Below are 16,728 nucleotides of genomic sequence, written 5' to 3'. Positions count from 1 at the left end.
CCTCACGCCTCGCGGTCGAGGATGGTGGCGATCATCGCCGTGGTGGAGACGCCATCCTCGAAGCCCAGCACGATCACCTCGCCGCCGGCCTCACGCACCGCCTCGCCCCCGGCGATCTGCTCGGGGCGGTAGTCGCCCCCCTTGACCAGCACATCGGGGAGCACCGCCTCGATCAGTCGCTGAGGGGTATCCTCGGTGAAGGGCACCACCCAGTCCACGGCGCCCAGTCCCGCCAGCACCTGCATGCGCCGGGCCAGCGGGTTGATCGGCCGCCGTGGCCCCTTGAGACGGGCGATGGAGGCGTCGTCGTTGACCGCCACGATGAGCCGGTCGCCGAGCCGGCGGGCCTGCTCCAGGTAGGCCACATGGCCGGCATGGAGGATGTCGAAGCAGCCGTTGGTCATCACCACCCGCTCGCCGCGGGCCTGGGCGGCGCGCACCGCCTCGATCAGCGGCGCCTCCTCGATCACCCCGAATTCGGCCAGCTTGTCGCCGTGCAGGGCAGTGTAGAGCTCGGCGATGGAGAGGGTCGCGGTGCCCGGCTTGGCCACCACCAGGCCGGCGGCCAGGTTGGCCAGGGTCATCGCCTCGGGGAAGCCATGGCCGGCAGCAAGCGCCAGGCCCAGCACGCCGATCACGGTGTCCCCGGCGCCGGTGACGTCATAGACCTCCCGGGCCCGGGTCGGCAGGTGCAGCGGCTCGTGACCCTCACGGATCAGGGTCATACCCTTCTCGCTACGGGTGATCAGCAGCGCCTCGAGCCCTAGCTCGTCACGCAATGCCTCGGCCTTGGCGGCGAGCTCGGCATCGTCGCGACAGGCCCCCACCACCCCTTCGAACTCGGCCAGGTTGGGGGTGATCATGCTGGCGCCACGATACTTGCCGAAGTCGCTGCCCTTGGGGTCGACCAGCACCCGCTTGCCGCCGGCACGCGCCAGGGCGATCAGCGCCTCCACCCGGTTGAGCGTGCCCTTGCCGTAGTCGGAGAGAATCACCAGGTCGCAGTCGGGCAGCGCCCGCTCGACCCGGGTCAGCAGCCCCGAGGTGTCCACCTCGCCGAGCCCCTCCTCGAAGTCCAGGCGGATCAGCTGCTGGTTGCGGCTCACCACCCGCAGCTTGGTAATGGTGGGAATCCCCACGCTGCGCTCTAAGTGAGTGCTCACTCCGGCCGCATCGAGCGGAGCGACCAGCCGCTCGGCATTGTCGTCATCGCCGACCAGGCCGGCCAGGGCCGCCTGAGCGCCCAGGGAAGCGATATTGAGCGCCACGTTGGCCGCGCCACCCGGGCGGTCTTCGCTGTCGCGCACCTGCACCACCGGCACCGGGGCCTCCGGCGAGATGCGCAGGGTGCCGCCGTGCCAGTAGCGGTCCAGCATCACGTCGCCCACCACCAGCACGCGGGCCTGCTCCAGGGCCGTCAGGTCAAACTTCATCGGGGCTCTCCGTATCGGGACTTTCCGTATCGGGGCTCTCCTTCGGCGCGCCTTGGGCGTCCCGGTAAAGCACCGTCTCCAGCCGCTCGATGACGTCTTCGGTATGAATCAACGACATGGCGTCGGGGTGGCGCACCCGCTGCCCCCAGGCCAGCTGCTCGGGTTCCTTGTGCATATAGGTGCGCACCGCCTCGGGATAGCGGTTCACCGCCTCGGCCCGCCAGAGGTAGGGACCGGTGCGGTCCAGGTTGGAGGTGGCATAGAGGCCGACCACCGGCGTGCCCAGGGCATTGGCCATATGCACCGGCCCGGAGTCGGGGGCGATCACCGCCTCGGCGCCCTCGATCAGCGCCAGCAGCCCCTTGAGCGAGCTTTTGCCGATGGCGTCGTGCACTGCTTCCGGCCGGCTGAGCGACTGGATCTCCTCGCCCATCTCGCGCTCCTGGGTGCTGCCGCCTCCGGTCAGCACCGCCTTGATGCCGTGCTGGGCCCAGGCGTGCTCGATCACCGCGGCATAGCCCTGCGCCGACCAGTTACGGAAGTTGCGCACCCGCAGGCTGCTGCAGGGGCTGATCACCAGGTAGCGCCCCGTTCCGGCGATCTCGCGGGCCTCCTGGACGGCGGCATCGGGAATCGGCAGGTGCCACTCCAGGGAGAGATCCTCCACGCCGAGCAGGCGGGCGAAATCGAGAAAGGACTCCACCACATGGGCACGGGGATGCGGCGCCAGCCGGCGGTGGGTGAACCAGTGCTGGGCGTCCTTGGCGCGGGCCTTGTCATAGCCCACCCTCACCTTGGCCTTGAGCCCCAGGGAGAGCACGCTGGCCCGCAGCGCCTGCTGCATATGCAGCAGCACGTCGAACCGGCGGTCCGAAAGCTGGCGCCAGATGGCGCGCATGCCAGCCAGTCCCGTCGCCTTGTCGTAGACGATGAACTCGACCCCCGACAGGCCCGCCAGTAGACTGTGCTCGGCCTTGCCGATGATCCAGGTGATGCGCGCCTCCGGCCACTGGCGCTGCAGGGCACGCACGGTCGGCACCAGATTGCAGACGTCGCCCAGGGCGGAGAGCCGCAATACGGCAATGTGGCGGGGTCGGGCAGGCAGAGGATGCTTCATGCGCTTGGCAACATATCGGACGGGAAAGACGATCATTCTATATGATGCAGGCAGTGTATGTGACGCCGTCATGGCGCCACAACTCGGCCCGTCGCTGCTCGACCCGGACCACTGGCGCCGGCAGGGCCGGGTGGTGGGAGACGCCCCGGGGCGAGGCAGCAGTCTCTTCCTGGACGCTGGCATTGAGCAGTGGGTGCTGCGCCCCTATCGACGCGGCGGCCTGGTGGCCAGACTCAGCGAGGCACGCTACCTGTGGCTGGGGTGCGAGCGCACCCGCGCCTTTCGCGAGCTGCGACTGACCGCCTGGCTGCACGAGCAGGGCCTGCCGGTGCCCAGGCCGGTGGCGGCCGGCGTGATACGCCATGGGCTCAGCTACGAGGCGGCGCTGCTTACGGTGCGCATCCCCGGCGCACGCGCCCTCGCCGAGCGGCTCGAAGACGGCCGCGCCGAGGCCGCCCTGCTGCGCGCCGTTGGCGCCACCATCCGTCGCTTCCATGACGTCGGGCTCGATCACGTGGATCTCAACGCCCGCAATGTGCTGATCGACGGGGAAGACAGGATCTGGCTGATCGATCTGGATCGCTGTCGGATACGCCCGAGTCGCCGCCATATCCCTCGCAATCTGGCGCGACTGGCGCGCTCGCTGCACAAGCTGGGCTATCCCTGGGCGATGGACGACATCACCGAAGGGCACCATCGGGCCGGCTAGCCTACGCCAGCGCCGGGCCGGAATCCGCGATGCTCCGCATGGCGCGCCTCTTGCGACAGTCAACTCTTGCTACGCCACCAACTATCGCCTCGTTTGCGAAGCCGTTTGGCGGCTACCTGAACACGGGGGACCCTGTTAAGGTGATCCCTTCAACGAGAGCCAGACGATACCCTATATCGATCATGCTGACGCCGCCGAGAATGCCCCACCCCCGCTGGTGGTCCCTGCTCGTCATGGGCCTGTGCCTGGGCTATGCCATCACCACCCTGACCCGGCTCTCGCCCTGGTGGCTGCCGCTGATCGCCGCCGCCTGGGTCGGCCTGGGCGCCCTGCTGCGCTGGGGAGCACCGCTCAGTTTCCAGCCTCCCGCTGCGGGCCGCAAGCTCTGGCCCTGGTCGCTGCTGCCCCTCGCCCTTTGGGGGCTCTACGTCTATCTGGCCGACAGCTTCGGCATCGTCGACGTGGGAGCGGTCTACTTCCACTTGCAGGCGGGCATGACCGATCATGGCGGCGTCAGCCGCATCGGTGCCGCCGTGCTCTACTGCCTGTCGATGCTGGCCCTGCTGATCGCCGTGGTCTGGCTTGTCCGGCACGATCACCGCTGGCGGCGCGCCGAACCCCTGCTGGCGATCGCCCTGCTGGCCAGCAACCCCCTGCTCTATGGCATCACTCAGCGGGGGGCCGCCATCGTCACCGACGACGGCGCCTGGCTGGAGCGTCAATACGTGGAGCCGATGCTGCTCGAGTCTCCCGAATCACCGCCGAACCTGCTGCTGCTCTATCTGGAGAGCATCGAGCGCACCTATGCCGACCGGGAACGCTTCGGCGACGCCTACGCCGACCTGGACGTCATCGGCGAGCGCGGCCTGGTCTACGAGGGCGTTCGCCAGATCAACAACACCGGCTGGACCATGGCCGGCATGATCGCCAGCCAGTGCGGTACCCCGCTGATGCCCGCCGGGCTCCTGCATGATCGACAGTTCACGCCGCTGGACAAGGTGGTGCCCGGGGTCGACTGTCTCGGCGACCTGCTGGCGAAAGCGGGCTATCGACTCAGCTACCTGGGCGGAGCCAGCACTGCTTTTGCCGGCAAGGGCATCTTCTACGAGGACCACGGCTTCGAGACGGTACTGGGGCGCGAGGAGCTTCAGCCCCGGCTGGAGGATCCGGACTACGTCAACAATTGGGGCCTCTATGACGATTCCCTCTACGACTTCACCGTCGAGGAGATCCGCCGCCTGGAGCAGGGCGATGGCCCCTGGGGGTGGTCAACCTGACCATCGCCGGCCACGCTCCCAACGGCTACCCGGCACAGGCCTGCATCGATCGCCAGGGCGAGTTCGACGGCGTCGATATTCTCTACTCGGTGGAGTGTTCGGCATGGCTGGCCCGGGATCTGATCGAGCGTCTGGAGCAAGAGGGCCTGCTGGACAATACCCTGGTGGTGATCGCCAGCGACCACCTGACCATGCGGGTCTCGGTCTGGGACGAGCTGATCCAGGGCGATCGCGACAACACCTTCATGCTGCTGGGGCCGGACGTTCCCGTTGACCGGGAGCAGCGCGAAGCCTCAATGGTGGACGTCTTTCCACCATTCTCGAGGCCATGGGATTCACCATCGACTGGCACCGCGCCGGTCTGGGGGTCTCACTGCTCGCCGATGAACCGACGCTGCTCGAAGAGCATGGCAAGCCGGCGCTGCATGCCCGAATGCGCGAAGAGACCGCACTGCAGGAGCGGCTCTGGGAAGGCCTGGTGCCGGAACAGCGCCAGGCCGATACCGAGCAGGGACAGGTCGTCGAGACGCCCGACGATGCGGCACCGGACGAAGAGATTTATCCCTGACTGGGATCATGACCACCACCCTTTTATGGCAGATCGCATGCAGCCTGATGCTTCCTCTCCCCAACGACACACCCTGTCGGTCTGTGTCATCGCCAAGAACGAGGCCGACCGGTTGCCGCGCTGCCTGGCATCGGTCGCCGATATCGCCGATGAGATCATCGTCCTCGACAGCGGTAGCTCCGATGACACCGTCGCGGTGGCGAAACAGTACACCGACAAGGTCTGGGTCACCGACTGGCCCGGCTTCGGCGTCCAGAAGCAGCGCGCGCTCGACCGGGCCAGCATGGACTGGGTGCTCTCCATCGATGCCGATGAGGCCCTGGACGACACGGCTCGGGACGCGTTGAAAGCGCTGCTGGGCAGTCCCCGTATCGAGGAGACCGCCTTTCGGATCAAATGGCTGGTGGTACGGCACGGCAAGGGGCTCAAGTTCGGCCGTAGCGCCCGGGCCCCGCTGAGACTGTTCCGCCGCGAGGGAGCCAAGTTCACCGATGCCCAGGTGCATGAAACCATCGTTCCGGCCCCCGGCAGGATCGGCAGGCTGCCCGGCAGGTTGCTGCACTTCACCGCCCGCGACTATGGGCATGCCCTGGAGAAGAACGCCAAGTATGCGTGGCTGGGCAGCCAGAAGTACTTTGCCAAGGGCAAGCGCAACCGCAGCCTGCTGCTGGTCTGCCTTAGGTCGCTCTGGACCTTTTTCCTGATCTATATCCTGCGCGGCGGCTTCCTCGACGGGCGTATCGGCTTCATCGTGGCCATGAACTACATGCAGGGCAACTTCAACAAGCATGCCGGCCTGTGGCTGCTGAGTCGAGAAGAGCGCCGCGACGCGGATAAACAAGGCGAACAGGTACGTTAGACACGGTCGGTGCGGCCGCTACCAGGGCTTCCAATACCCCAGCTTGCGGCGCTCCTTGAGGTTGCGCAGGCCGTTGCGGGGCTTGGCCTTGAGGCCCGCCCGACCCTGGCGAAGACACTCCTCCACGGCATCCAGCACGCGCTCGCTGGAGCGCCCATCGGTGTAGGGATGCAGGTCCCTGGCAAAGGCCTCGATGCGCGCCATCAGCTCGGGCGGCTGCGACAGGGCCTCCTCGATGGCACCTTCCAGCGCTTCCACCCGCGTGACATCCAGCAGATGCGACCTGTCGCCACGGCTCTGGTTGCGGAAGGTCACCACCGGCTTGTGCTGCAGCAGGAACATCAGCATCACCGAAGAGGTATCGCACACCATGACATCCGAGCTGCGCAGTAGCGGCAGGATATTGCGGGTGTCGATGAAGCTCAGGCTGTGGTTCTCCAGCGACCGATAGGCCTCCACCACCGCCGGGTCCATCTTGGGATGGAACTGGATCAGCCACTGCCACCGGCCGGTATCGCGCAGGCGACGCACGGTTTCCAGCAGTTGCGCTGCCGCGCTCAGTCGCGGCGTAAAGGTCGAGCACAGCAGGATACGCGGGCGGCCATCCGCCGCCGGCAGCACGGGCTCACGCCCGGCGGGTATCTCAGGACGGAACAGCGGATCCAGGGCCGGCCAGCCGGTTTCGACCACCCGAAAGTGGCCATGACGCGAGGCACGCGCTTCGAAGCCACTGGTGCTGCTCGGCCCCTGGGTGCAGTAGAGATCGAAGCAGCCGCGAATATTAAAGTGTCCCCGGTCGTCGCTGCGCCCCGCCTTGGCCACGTTGAAGCCGTGAAACACCGCCACCTTCAAGCCGGGAATGAAGGACGGCACCATATTGCCCGGCACCAGCACCACCTCGGGCTCCCACGCCCTGACCTCGGCCACGTCCATCAGCCGCTGCTCTCCTGGCTCTAGGTGCCTCGGATCCACTTCCTCGCCGGCGAAGAACCATCGGGCCTCGCCGCCTCGCGCACGTATCGCCCACTGCAGCGGACGCAAGATAGAATAGGCATAGTTCTGCTCGGCATAGAGCAGAAAGCGAGTGGCCCTTGGCGAGGGTGTCATGTCGACTGTCGTGGTCATTATGAATTCTGATTCATCGGCGCGGCGATTTCGGACGAGTATGAATGATGAAAGTATTATGCGTGACAGATCGAGCGGATCGCCCCGAGACGGAACTGTTCGTCCGGCTTTCGAAACAGGTCGACAGGCTGGTGGTGATGTGCAACCCCGAGGGGCGGAACGCTTATATTCTGGCCGAGCAGAACATTCCCACGCTAGCGCTAAAGGTGCGTAGCCGGTACGACAGGGCAGCTACCACTGTCATTCGCGAGGAGCTTGAGCGCGGTGACTATGATATCGCGCACGCCTTCAACACACGAGCGCTGGCCTGCCTCCTCCGGGCCGGTCGGCGTACTCGTACCCGCCTGCTCGGGTACCGCGGCGTCACGACCGGGGTCAGCTATCTGCAACCGGAGTCCTGGCATACGTTTCTGCACCCCCGCCTGGACGGCATCTACTGCGTGGCAGAGGCGGTTCGCCAGGCACTGCTCGACACACGCTTTCTAGGCTGGCACCTCCCCGAATCCAAGCTCAAGACCATCCACAAGGGCCATGATCCGGCCTGGTATGACATGCCGCCGGCCGACCTGACGGCATTCGGCCTTCCACCGGAAGCCGTTCCGATCTGCTGCATCAGCCGCAACAGCGTCAAGAAAGGCATCATGCCCCTCATCGATGCCTTCGACCAGCTACCCGCCGACGCCAACCTGCACCTGGTGCTGGTCGGCTCGATCATCGACAACGCGGCGCTCAAGAAGCGCATTGCCACTAGCCCCTTTGCCGAGCGGATTCACTTCACCGGCTACCGTAACGACGTACCGGCCATCCTGCGCAGCTGCCGACTGCTGGTCTCGGCCTCTCAGAGCGGCGAGGGGCTACCACGGGTGATCATCGAGGCGATGTCGGTGGGCTGCCCGGTGGTGGCAACCGATGCCGGTGGCACCTCGGAGCTGGTGATCGACGGCCAAACGGGGCTATTGCTACCGCCTGGGGACAGCGCGGCAATGCGCGAGGCCATTCTCAACGTCATAGGCGATGAACACGCTGCCCAAGCACGAGCACGCAATGCCCTGGAGCTCATACGGGAATCGTTCAATGCGGAATTGACGGCCCAGCGTACCCTCGAGTGGTACGAAGAGCTGCTCGAGCGCTGACGTTCACCTGCGGCCAGGCACGGCGTATCGGCACCTATAACCGACTTGCGGCTGCTTGTATACTGGTTGGCCTGTGAATTCATGGCCAACGGTGCTTTCCCAATGACTCTCTCGACACCCTCGTCGACGCCCGACGCGGCGACTTTCCAGGGCCTGATCCTTGCCCTGCAGCAGTACTGGGCCGAAAAAGGCTGCGTGGTGCTTCAGCCCCTGGACATGGAGGTCGGTGCCGGCACCTTCCACCCCGCCACCTTCCTGCGCTCCATCGGTCCCGAGACCTGGAACGCCGCCTATGTACAGCCCTCACGCCGCCCCACCGACGGGCGCTATGGCGAGAACCCCAATCGCCTCCAGCACTACTACCAGTTTCAGGTGGTGATGAAACCCTCCCCGGCCGACCTCCAGGACCTCTACCTGGGCTCGCTCGCGCGGCTGGGCATCGATCCGCTGGTGCACGACATTCGCTTCGTCGAGGACAACTGGGAATCGCCCACCCTGGGCGCCTGGGGCCTGGGCTGGGAGGTATGGCTCAACGGCATGGAGGTGACCCAGTTCACCTACTTCCAGCAGGCGGGGGGATCGAGTGCTACCCGGTCACCGGCGAGCTGACCTATGGCCTCGAGCGCATCGCCATGTACCTGCAGAACGTCGATAGCGTCTACGACCTGGTGTGGGCCATCGCGCCGGACGGTTCTCGGGTCACCTACGGCGACGTCTACCTGCAGAACGAGCGGGAGCAGTCGGCCTTCAACTTCGAGCAGGCGGACGTGCCGGCCCTGTTCGGCGCCTTCGACCACCAGGAGCGCGAGTGCGCCAAGCTGCTCGAGGCCGGCCTGCCGCTACCCGCCTACGAGCAGGTGCTGAAGGCATCGCATACCTTCAACCTGCTCGACGCCCGCCACGCCATCTCGGTCACCGAGCGCCAGCGCTATATCCTGCGCGTGCGCACCATGGCCCGCGACGTGGCTCACGCCTACTACGCGTCACGCAAGGCCGCCGGCTTCCCCATGGCCTCCGAGGCCCTGCGTCAGGAATGTCTGGCCGACGAATCGCTTGCCGAAGAGGGAGATGCTTGAGCATGGCAGCCACCACCTTTCTGATGGAACTGGGCGTCGAGGAGCTTCCCCCGCCGCGATCGACACGCTCTCCGACGCACTCGCCGCGGGCATCCGCCGCGGTCTCGACGAGGCCGGGGTTGCCTTCGACGACGTTCAAGCCTTCGCCACCCCTCGCCGCCTGGCGGTGCAGGTCGAGGCGCTGGCCGACAAGCAGCCCGACCGCGAGACCGAGCGCCGCGGCCCGGCGTTAGCTGCCGCCTTCAAGGAGGGCCAGCCCACCAAGGCCGCCGAAGGCTTTGCCCGCTCCTGCGGTGTCGAGGTGGCAGACCTGATTCACCTGGAGACGCCCAAGGGCACCTGGCTGGGCTACCGTGAGCATCAGCCGGGCGAAGCGACCACCGCGCTGCTGCCCGGCATCGTCGCCAAGGCCGTGGCCTCCCTGCCGGTGCCCAAGAACATGCGCTGGGGGGCGTCGCGCATCGAGTTCTCCCGCCCGGTGCACTGGCTGGTCATGCTTTACGGCAGCGACGTGGTCGAGGGCGAAGTGCTCGGCGTGACGGCATCCCGCACCACCCGCGGCCATCGCTTCCATGCCCCCGCCGCCATTGCGCTATCCCATGCCGACGACTACCTGGCGACCCTCGAACAGGCCTATGTACTGGCCGACCGCGACAAGCGCCGCGAGCGCATCCGCGAGCAGGTACTGGCCGAAGCCGAGGTGCAGGAGGCCCAGGCGGTGATCGACGAGGAGCTGCTTACCGAGGTCAGCGGGCTGGTCGAGTGGCCCGTGGCCCTGACCGGCAGCTTCGACGAACGCTTCCTGGAGGTGCCGGCCGAGTGCCTGATCTCCTCGATGAAGGCCAACCAGAAATACTTTCACCTGCTCGACGACCAGGAGCGGCTCAAGCCGCTGTTCATCACCATCTCCAACATCGATAGCAGCGATCCGCAGCAGGTCATCGAGGGCAACGAGAAAGTGATCCGCCCCCGGCTGGCCGATGCCGCTTTCTTCTATGACATTGACCGCAAACGCACCCTGGCCTCGCGGATCAGCGAGTTGAACGGGGTGGTGTTCCAGCAGCAGCTGGGCACCCTGGCCGACAAGGCGCATCGTGCCGCGGCCGTAGCCGCCTTCATCGCGGGACGCATCGACGGCGATGTGGCCCAAGCGCGGCGCGCCGCCGAGCTGGCCAAGTGCGACCTGGTCACCGAGATGGTGCTGGAGTTTCCCGAGCTGCAGGGCATCATGGGGCGCTATTACGCCGTGCATGACGGCGAGCCCGCCGAGGTCGCCCAGGCGCTGGAGGAGCAGTACCTTCCCCGCTTCGCCACGGACGCCATCCCCGAGACCCGCACCGGCCGTGCCCTGGCACTGGCCGATCGCCTGGATACGCTGACCGGGATCTTCGGTATCGGCCAGCGGCCCAGCGGCACCAAGGACCCCTTCGCCCTGCGCCGTGCCGCCATCGGCGTACTCAACATCCTGATCAAGGGCGAGCTGGACCTCGACCTGCGCGAGCTCCTGGAACTGGCCGCCGCCCAGCACCAGGAGCTGCCCTATGCCGAAACGCTGGTCGACGAGGTCCTGGGCTATATGCTCGATCGGTTCCGCGCCTGGGCCCACGACGAAGGCATCGAGGCAGAGGTCTACCTCGCCGTGCGCGCCCGCCCGGTCACCCGGCCGCTGGACTTCGCCCGTCGCCTGCGGGCGGTCCATGCCTTCGCCCAGCGCGACGAAGCCGCCGCCCTGGCCGCCGCCAACAAGCGGGTCAGCAACATCCTCACCAAGCAGGGCCATTCGGGCGCGGGCACCGTCGACCCGACCTGCTCCAGGATGCCGCCGAGCAGGCGCTGTACGAGGCCCTGGCCGATCGCCGCGATGCGGTCATGCCGCTATTTGCCAAGGGGCACTACCGCGAGGCGCTGGACGCCCTGGCCAGTCTTCGCGCTCCGGTCGACGACTTCTTCGACCAGGTCATGGTAATGGCCGACGATGAGGCCGTGCGAGATAACCGCCTGGCACTGCTGGCCGCCCTCCAGGCGCTGTTCCTGGAAGTCGCGGATATCGCCCTGCTACCGCAGTAAGCCCGCTTAAGGCAGCCAAGAGGCCGACAGGCGATTGCCTGTCGGCCTTTTTCATTGCCACGACGCCAGGCGATGTTTCACGTGAAACATCCCGGGATGACCACAGCCACATGGGAGCGTGGCCCTCCCTTCGGTCGCCACCATGGATTGATGAGGCTGGGGTTCGCTTCTAGCTTTACTCCATAAGGGGGCGAAACGACCCGACCTTATCTTGGGACCTAATGCCGTACCTCCCCCGAACGGGGCCTTCGTACGCCTATACGTGGACATCCACCTAGGCCCCCAATCCGACTGGAGCCGTCCTCACCGGGAACGAGTCGAGTTCGCTCGATGGTGCGCTGATCTTGGCGCACAGCATGATGCGCTATCCACGGGCCCAGACGGGTCGGCCTGCCGACACAGGAGGCGATAATGAGCGACTATTACAACCTTGGTGACTACTCCCGGACGATCACTACCACGTCAGCGGACGCGCGATGCTGGTTCGATCGCGGCCTGGTCTGGCTCTACGGCTTCAACCACGAGTCGGCGATCGCGTGTTTCCGCCTGGCGCTGGAAGCCGACCCACAGTGCGCGATGGCGCAGTGGGGCCTCACCCATGCGGCCGGACCCAACTACAACCGGCCATGGGAGGCCTTCGAGGCGGAAGAGAAAACCGAGGCGCTGGCGATCGCCCTTCCCGCCGTCGAGGCCGCCACCGCACTCCTTGAACGCATCTCGCCAGTCGAGCGAGCACTGGTCCAGGCCGTTCGGCACCGGGCGCCGGAAGCGCCGGTGGATGAGTTCGGTCCTTACCTGGACGCCTATGCCGACGCCATGCGCGACGTTTATCGTGCCCACCCCGACGATCTGGACGTGGCCGCCCTCTTCGCCGAGGCCCTGCTGAACCGGACGCCATGGCAGCTCTGGGATCTGCCCACCGGCGAGCCTGCGGAAGGCGCGGACACCCTTGAGGCAAGGAGCGTGCTCGAGCGGGCCTTCCGCGAGCTCGAAGGTGCCTGGGACCATCCCGGGCTCCTGCACCTGTATATCCACCTCATGGAAATGTCGCCGCACCCCGAACTGGCCCTCCGGCACGGCGACCGGCTCTGTTCATTGGTCCCCGATTCGGGCCACCTGATCCACATGGCGACCCATATCGACGTGCTCTGTGGCGACTATCACAGCGTGGTCGTCCGCAACTCGCAGGCGATCGAGGCGGACCGTCGCTTCCTCGACAAGGAGGGCCCGGACAACTTCTATTCGATCTATCGACTTCACAACTACCACTTCAAGATCTACGGGGCGATGTTTCTCGGTCAGCCTACGCCGGCACTGGAGACCGCAGACGAGATGCTCTCGACACTGTCGGAGCCCCTGCTTCGCAAGATGGCAGACTGGTTCGAGGCCTTTGTCCCAATGAAGCAGCATGTGCTGATCCGCTTCGGGATGTGGGACGCCATCCTCGGGCAACCGCTGCCCGAGGATGGCGAACTCTATGCCACGACGACGGCACTGATACGCTATGCACGGACAGTGGCGCTGGCCAACACCGGCAGGCTCACCGAGGCCGAGGCGGAGCGGGACAGGTTCTTCGCCGCCCAGGCCGCGGTGCCCGAGAGCCGCATGCTGTTCAACAATACCGCCAGGGACATTCTGAAGGTCGCCGAACAGATGATGCTCGGCGAACTCGAGTATCACCGGGGCAACCATGACACCGCCTTCGCGCATCTGCACCGAGCCGTCGAGCTCGATGACACCCTGCCCTACGACGAGCCATGGGCCTGGATGCAGCCGACGCGGCACGCCCTAGGCGCCCTGCTGCTGGATCAGGGACGACTAGATGAAGCAGAGGCGGTCTATCGCGCCGATCTCGGTCTCGACAGTACGCTCAGTCGCGCCTGCCAACATCCACACAACGTCTGGAGCCTGCACGGGCTGTATGAGTGTCTCACCCGGCGCGGCGAGACGATCGAGTCGGTGCATATCAAGCAACAGCTGGAGCGGGCGGTGGCCCGAGCCGAAATTCCGGTGAGGGCTTCCTGCTACTGCCGCCGTCAGGCTGTCGCTGGTAGCTGACTGGGCTGGGGCGCCCATGACCTTGGAAACTGGTGTTTCACGTGAAACACTGGCCCTCGTCAATTGCCGAGTCGGAGACAGACGCTTGATGCCCTCGCCCTCAGCCACGCACCTGGTAATTCTCGACCGCGACGGAGTCATCAACCGTGACTCCGACGCCTACATCAAGTCCCTGGACGAGTGGGTCCCCTATCCGGCCGCCATCGATGCCATCGCCAGACTATCGCGGGCCGGCTGGACGATCGCCGTGGCCACCAACCAGTCGGGTATCGCCCGCGGCCTCTACGACGAGGCGACGTTGGCCGAGATGCATGCCGAGCTGGCCCGGCTGGTGAGCGCTGAGGGGGGAGCTCGCCCATATCGCCTATTGCCCTCATGGACCCGATGACGGCTGTGACTGTCGCAAGCCGCTCCCCGGCCTTCTGGAGCAGATCCGTCGAGCACTTGGCCTGGAATCCCTGGCGGGAAGCTGGATGGTGGGCGACAGCCTGCGCGATCTCCAGGCCGGCGAGCCCATGGGCTGCCAGCCTGTACTGGTACGCACCGGCAAGGGCGAGCGGTCCCTGGCCAAGCACCCCGAGCTGGCCGCGCCGGATAGCCCGGCACGAATCTTCGACGACCTGGCCGCCTTCGCCGACTGGCTGCTGGAAGGTGAACGCCCTTAGCCAAGTCCCCCCCTTCAACAAGAGGGCCCGGCGTCGAACTCGACGGCGGGCCCTCTCTTTCCTGCGCCTATCTGACGCCTAGCAACCTGTCGGACTTAACGCTGATCTGCTACAAAAACCGGGCTTTCTCGCGACGATCGGTCAAACCCGACAGGCTGCAGCAATCAGCGGTGTTTCACGTGAAACACCCGCCTTGGCCTATACATCGACCTACACATCAAGATTAGCGACCAGGGCGTTGCGTTCGATGAAGTCGCGGCGCGGCTCCACCTCGTCGCCCATCAGGGTGTTGAACATCATGTCGGCGGCTACGGCATCCTCGATCGAGACACGCAGCAGCCGGCGGGTATCGGGGTTCATGGTGGTCTCCCACAGCTGCTCCGGGTTCATCTCCCCTAGCCCCTTGTAGCGCTGGATCGACAGGCCGCGCTGGGCTTCATTCATCAGCCACTCCAGCGCCTCATAGAAGGTAGCCACCGGCTTCTGACGCTCACCGCGGGCCACGTAGGCACCCTCCTCCAGCAAGCCGTCCAGGGTGACGCCCAGTGCCGCCATGGCCCGGTAATCGGCGCTGGTGAAGAAATCGATGCCCCAGACGTAGTCGGTGCTCACGCCATGGGCGGTCAGCGTGACCGCGGGCAGGAAGAGCTCACGCTCGGTATCCTCCTCGAGTCGGAAGGTGTAGCGAGGGCCGCCTTCGTAGGCTAGCAGGGCATCCATCTCGCCCTGCAGGTAATCGATCCAGTTCTGCATGGTCACGCGATCCTTGAGGCTCGCCTCGCCTTCCAGGGTCGCTGCATGCACCACCTTGCGCAACACATCGTTGGGATAGACCCGCGACAGGCGGTCGATGCGCTTCATCACATCGCGATACTGGTTAACCAGCGACTCCAACTGAGTGCCCGATACGCCGGGGGCATCCGGGTTCACGTAGAGCCGGGTGCCGTCCATTGCCGTGGTGGTGAGGTAGTCGATCAGCGCCTGCTCGTCCTTGAGATAAGTTTCCTGCTTGCCGCGCTTGATCTTGTAGAGGGGTGGCTGAGCGATGAAGACATGGCCGCGTTCGATCAGCTGTGACATCTGACGGAAGAAGAAGGTGAGCAGCAGCGTACGAATATGCGAGCCGTCCACATCGGCATCGGTCATGATGATGATGGAGTGGTAGCGCAGCTTGTCGGGATTGAACTCCTCGCGCCCGATGCCACAGCCCAGGGCAGTGATCAGAGTGCCGACTTCCGCCGACGAGAGCATCTTGTCGAAGCGCGCCTTTTCCACGTTGAGGATCTTGCCCTTGAGCGGCAGGATGGCCTGGGTGCGTCGATCACGCCCCTGCTTGGCGCTGCCGCCGGCGGAATCCCCCTCGACCAGGAACAGCTCGGAGAGGCTGGGATCCTTTTCCTGACAGTCGGCCAGCTTGCCGGGCAACCCGGCGATATCCAGCGCCCCTTTGCGGCGGGTCATGTCGCGCGCCTTGCGCGCCGCCTCTCGAGCACGCGCCGCATCGAGCATCTTATTGACGATGGCCTTGGCTTCGTTGGGCTTTTCGATCAGGTAGTCGGCGAACAGCCGCCCCATCTCCTGCTCGACCGCCGTCTTAACCTCCGATGAAACCAGCTTCTCCTTGGTCTGGGAGGAGAACTTGGGATCCGGGACCTTCACCGAAATAATGGCGGTGAGGCCCTCCCGGGCATCGTCGCCCGAGGTGTTGACCTTGGCCTTCTTGAGCAGGCCCTCCGACTCGATATAGCCGTTGAGCGTGCGCGTGAGGGCCGCACGAAAACCGGCCAGATGGGTGCCGCCGTCACGCTGGGGATATTGTTGGTATAGCAGAAGATGTTCTCGGCGAAGGAGTCGCTCCACTGCATGGCCACCTCCACCTCGACGCCGTCTTCACGCACGGCATTGAAGTGAAATACCGGGTTGAGCACGGTTTTGTTGGTGTTGAGGTGGTCCACGAAGGCCTTGAGCCCCCCTCGTAGTGGAACAGCTCCTCCTTGCCGCTACGCTCGTCGATCAGGCGAATGGCGACGCCGGAGTTGAGGAAGGAGAGCTCGCGCAGACGCTTGGCCAGGATATCGTAGTGGAACTCGATATTGTGGAAGGTCTCCGATGAGGGCTTGAAATGGATGCGAGTTCCGCTGTTCTCGGTCTTCCCAACAATGGAGAGGGGGGCCTGGGGCACGCCATGCCGATAGATCTGCTCGTGGACCTGGCCGGCCCGCCAGATCGTCAGCTTGAGCTCTTCGGAAAGCGCATTGACGACCGACACACCGACCCCGTGCAACCCGCCGGACACCTTGTAGGAGTTGTCATCGAACTTACCGCCGGCATGAAGGACCGTCATGATCACTTCGGCGGCCGACACCCCTTCGCCCTCATGGATATCCGTAGGCACGCCGCGGCCGTTGTCGCTGACGGTCACGGACTCGTCGGGGTGGATGATCACCCTGATCTCGGAGCAAAAACCGGCCAGCGCCTCGTCGATGGAGTTGTCCACCAGCTCGAACACCATATGGTGAAGGCCCGTCCCGTCGTCGGTATCGCCGATGTACATCCCGGGACGCTTGCGTACGGCATCCAGCCCCTTGAGAACCTTGATGCTCGTTGAGTCGTAAGCCTGCTCGCTCATTGACTACTCCAT

At 65.5% G+C, this 16,728-nt stretch carries 7 protein-coding genes and 5 pseudogenes; 8 read left to right on the top strand and 4 right to left on the bottom strand.

From position 1 onward, the window contains the following. Nucleotides 1-2: 2 nt before the first annotated feature. Together hldE and ACSJDS_RS02145 are read right to left on the bottom strand one after the other, a co-directional pair. Nucleotides 3-1,433 (bottom strand): bifunctional D-glycero-beta-D-manno-heptose-7-phosphate kinase/D-glycero-beta-D-manno-heptose 1-phosphate adenylyltransferase HldE, encoded by a 1,431-nt coding sequence (gene hldE, locus ACSJDS_RS02150; RefSeq protein WP_473031917.1) that lies wholly within the window; start codon nt 1,431-1,433, stop codon nt 3-5. Further along, entirely contained in the window at nt 1,423-2,550 is a 1,128-nt protein-coding gene (locus tag ACSJDS_RS02145) for a glycosyltransferase family 9 protein (protein ID WP_473031916.1), read from the bottom strand. Before ACSJDS_RS02145 ends, hldE begins: the two co-directional genes overlap by 11 nt. On the opposite strand from ACSJDS_RS02145, the gene ACSJDS_RS02140 reads away from it, so the two are divergent. The 3 genes and pseudogenes from ACSJDS_RS02140 (at nt 2,549) to ACSJDS_RS02130 (ending at nt 5,963) form a co-directional block, all read left to right on the top strand. Beyond that, nucleotides 2,549-3,259 carry a 3-deoxy-D-manno-octulosonic acid kinase gene (locus tag ACSJDS_RS02140; RefSeq protein ID WP_473031915.1) on the top strand — a complete coding sequence of 237 codons (711 nt, stop codon included), beginning with the start codon at nt 2,549-2,551 and terminating at the stop codon, nt 3,257-3,259. The genes ACSJDS_RS02145 and ACSJDS_RS02140 overlap by 2 nt on opposite strands. Before the next feature lie 182 nt (nt 3,260-3,441). Next, nucleotides 3,442-5,104 (top strand): annotated as a pseudogene (locus tag ACSJDS_RS02135) (sulfatase-like hydrolase/transferase). Between the two features lie 37 nt (nt 5,105-5,141). Then, nucleotides 5,142-5,963, top strand: coding sequence for a glycosyltransferase family 2 protein (locus tag ACSJDS_RS02130; RefSeq protein ID WP_473031914.1), 822 nt, complete (start codon nt 5,142-5,144; stop codon nt 5,961-5,963). 18 nt (nt 5,964-5,981) lie between these two features. Here the strand turns inward: ACSJDS_RS02130 and ACSJDS_RS02125 are convergent, their stop codons facing one another. Then, the gene (locus tag ACSJDS_RS02125) at nt 5,982-7,088 is read right to left on the bottom strand and encodes a CDP-glycerol glycerophosphotransferase family protein (RefSeq protein WP_473031913.1); all 1,107 of its coding nucleotides are present in this window, start codon (nt 7,086-7,088) and stop codon (nt 5,982-5,984) included. Between the two features lie 62 nt (nt 7,089-7,150). Here ACSJDS_RS02125 and ACSJDS_RS02120 point away from each other — a divergent pair, with 62 nt between their 5' ends. From ACSJDS_RS02120 to gmhB, 5 genes and pseudogenes are all read left to right on the top strand, one after another. Beyond that, nucleotides 7,151-8,221, top strand: coding sequence for a glycosyltransferase family 4 protein (locus ACSJDS_RS02120; protein ID WP_473031912.1), 1,071 nt, complete (start codon nt 7,151-7,153; stop codon nt 8,219-8,221). Nucleotides 8,222-8,323: 102 nt separating this feature from the next. After that, a pseudogene (gene glyQ / locus ACSJDS_RS02115) lies at nt 8,324-9,297 on the top strand (glycine--tRNA ligase subunit alpha). Nucleotides 9,298-9,299: 2 nt separating this feature from the next. Then, nucleotides 9,300-11,364 (top strand): annotated as a pseudogene (glyS, locus tag ACSJDS_RS02110) (glycine--tRNA ligase subunit beta). A 411-nt stretch (nt 11,365-11,775) separates the two neighbouring features. Next, nucleotides 11,776-13,422: a hypothetical protein gene (locus ACSJDS_RS02105; protein WP_473031911.1), complete on the top strand. Its 1,647-nt coding sequence runs from the start codon at nt 11,776-11,778 to the stop codon at nt 13,420-13,422. Nucleotides 13,423-13,510: 88 nt separating this feature from the next. Continuing rightward, nucleotides 13,511-14,087 (top strand): annotated as a pseudogene (gene gmhB / locus ACSJDS_RS02100) (D-glycero-beta-D-manno-heptose 1,7-bisphosphate 7-phosphatase). A 210-nt stretch (nt 14,088-14,297) separates the two neighbouring features. Here gmhB and gyrB read toward each other — a convergent pair. Beyond that, nucleotides 14,298-16,716: pseudogene (gene gyrB / locus ACSJDS_RS02095) on the bottom strand (DNA topoisomerase (ATP-hydrolyzing) subunit B). Nucleotides 16,717-16,728 lie beyond the last annotated feature (12 nt).

It is taken from the genome of Halomonas sp. SL18_1 (genome assembly GCF_055755715.1).
The sequence above is the reverse complement of the archived record's forward strand: the minus strand, read 5'-3'. Positions and strand labels throughout refer to the sequence as shown.

What these genes read in the sequence shown, in the direction of transcription:
- ACSJDS_RS02125 (WP_473031913.1), bottom strand. Translation starts at nt 7,088, where the DNA reads ATGACCACGACAGTCGACATGACACCCTCGCCAAGGGCCACTCGCTTT.
- ACSJDS_RS02140 (WP_473031915.1), top strand. Translation starts at nt 2,549, where the DNA reads ATGCGCTTGGCAACATATCGGACGGGAAAGACGATCATTCTATATGAT.
- ACSJDS_RS02130 (WP_473031914.1), top strand. Translation starts at nt 5,142, where the DNA reads ATGCAGCCTGATGCTTCCTCTCCCCAACGACACACCCTGTCGGTCTGT.
- hldE (WP_473031917.1), bottom strand. Translation starts at nt 1,433, where the DNA reads ATGAAGTTTGACCTGACGGCCCTGGAGCAGGCCCGCGTGCTGGTGGTG.
- ACSJDS_RS02105 (WP_473031911.1), top strand. Translation starts at nt 11,776, where the DNA reads ATGAGCGACTATTACAACCTTGGTGACTACTCCCGGACGATCACTACC.
- ACSJDS_RS02145 (WP_473031916.1), bottom strand. Translation starts at nt 2,550, where the DNA reads ATGAAGCATCCTCTGCCTGCCCGACCCCGCCACATTGCCGTATTGCGG.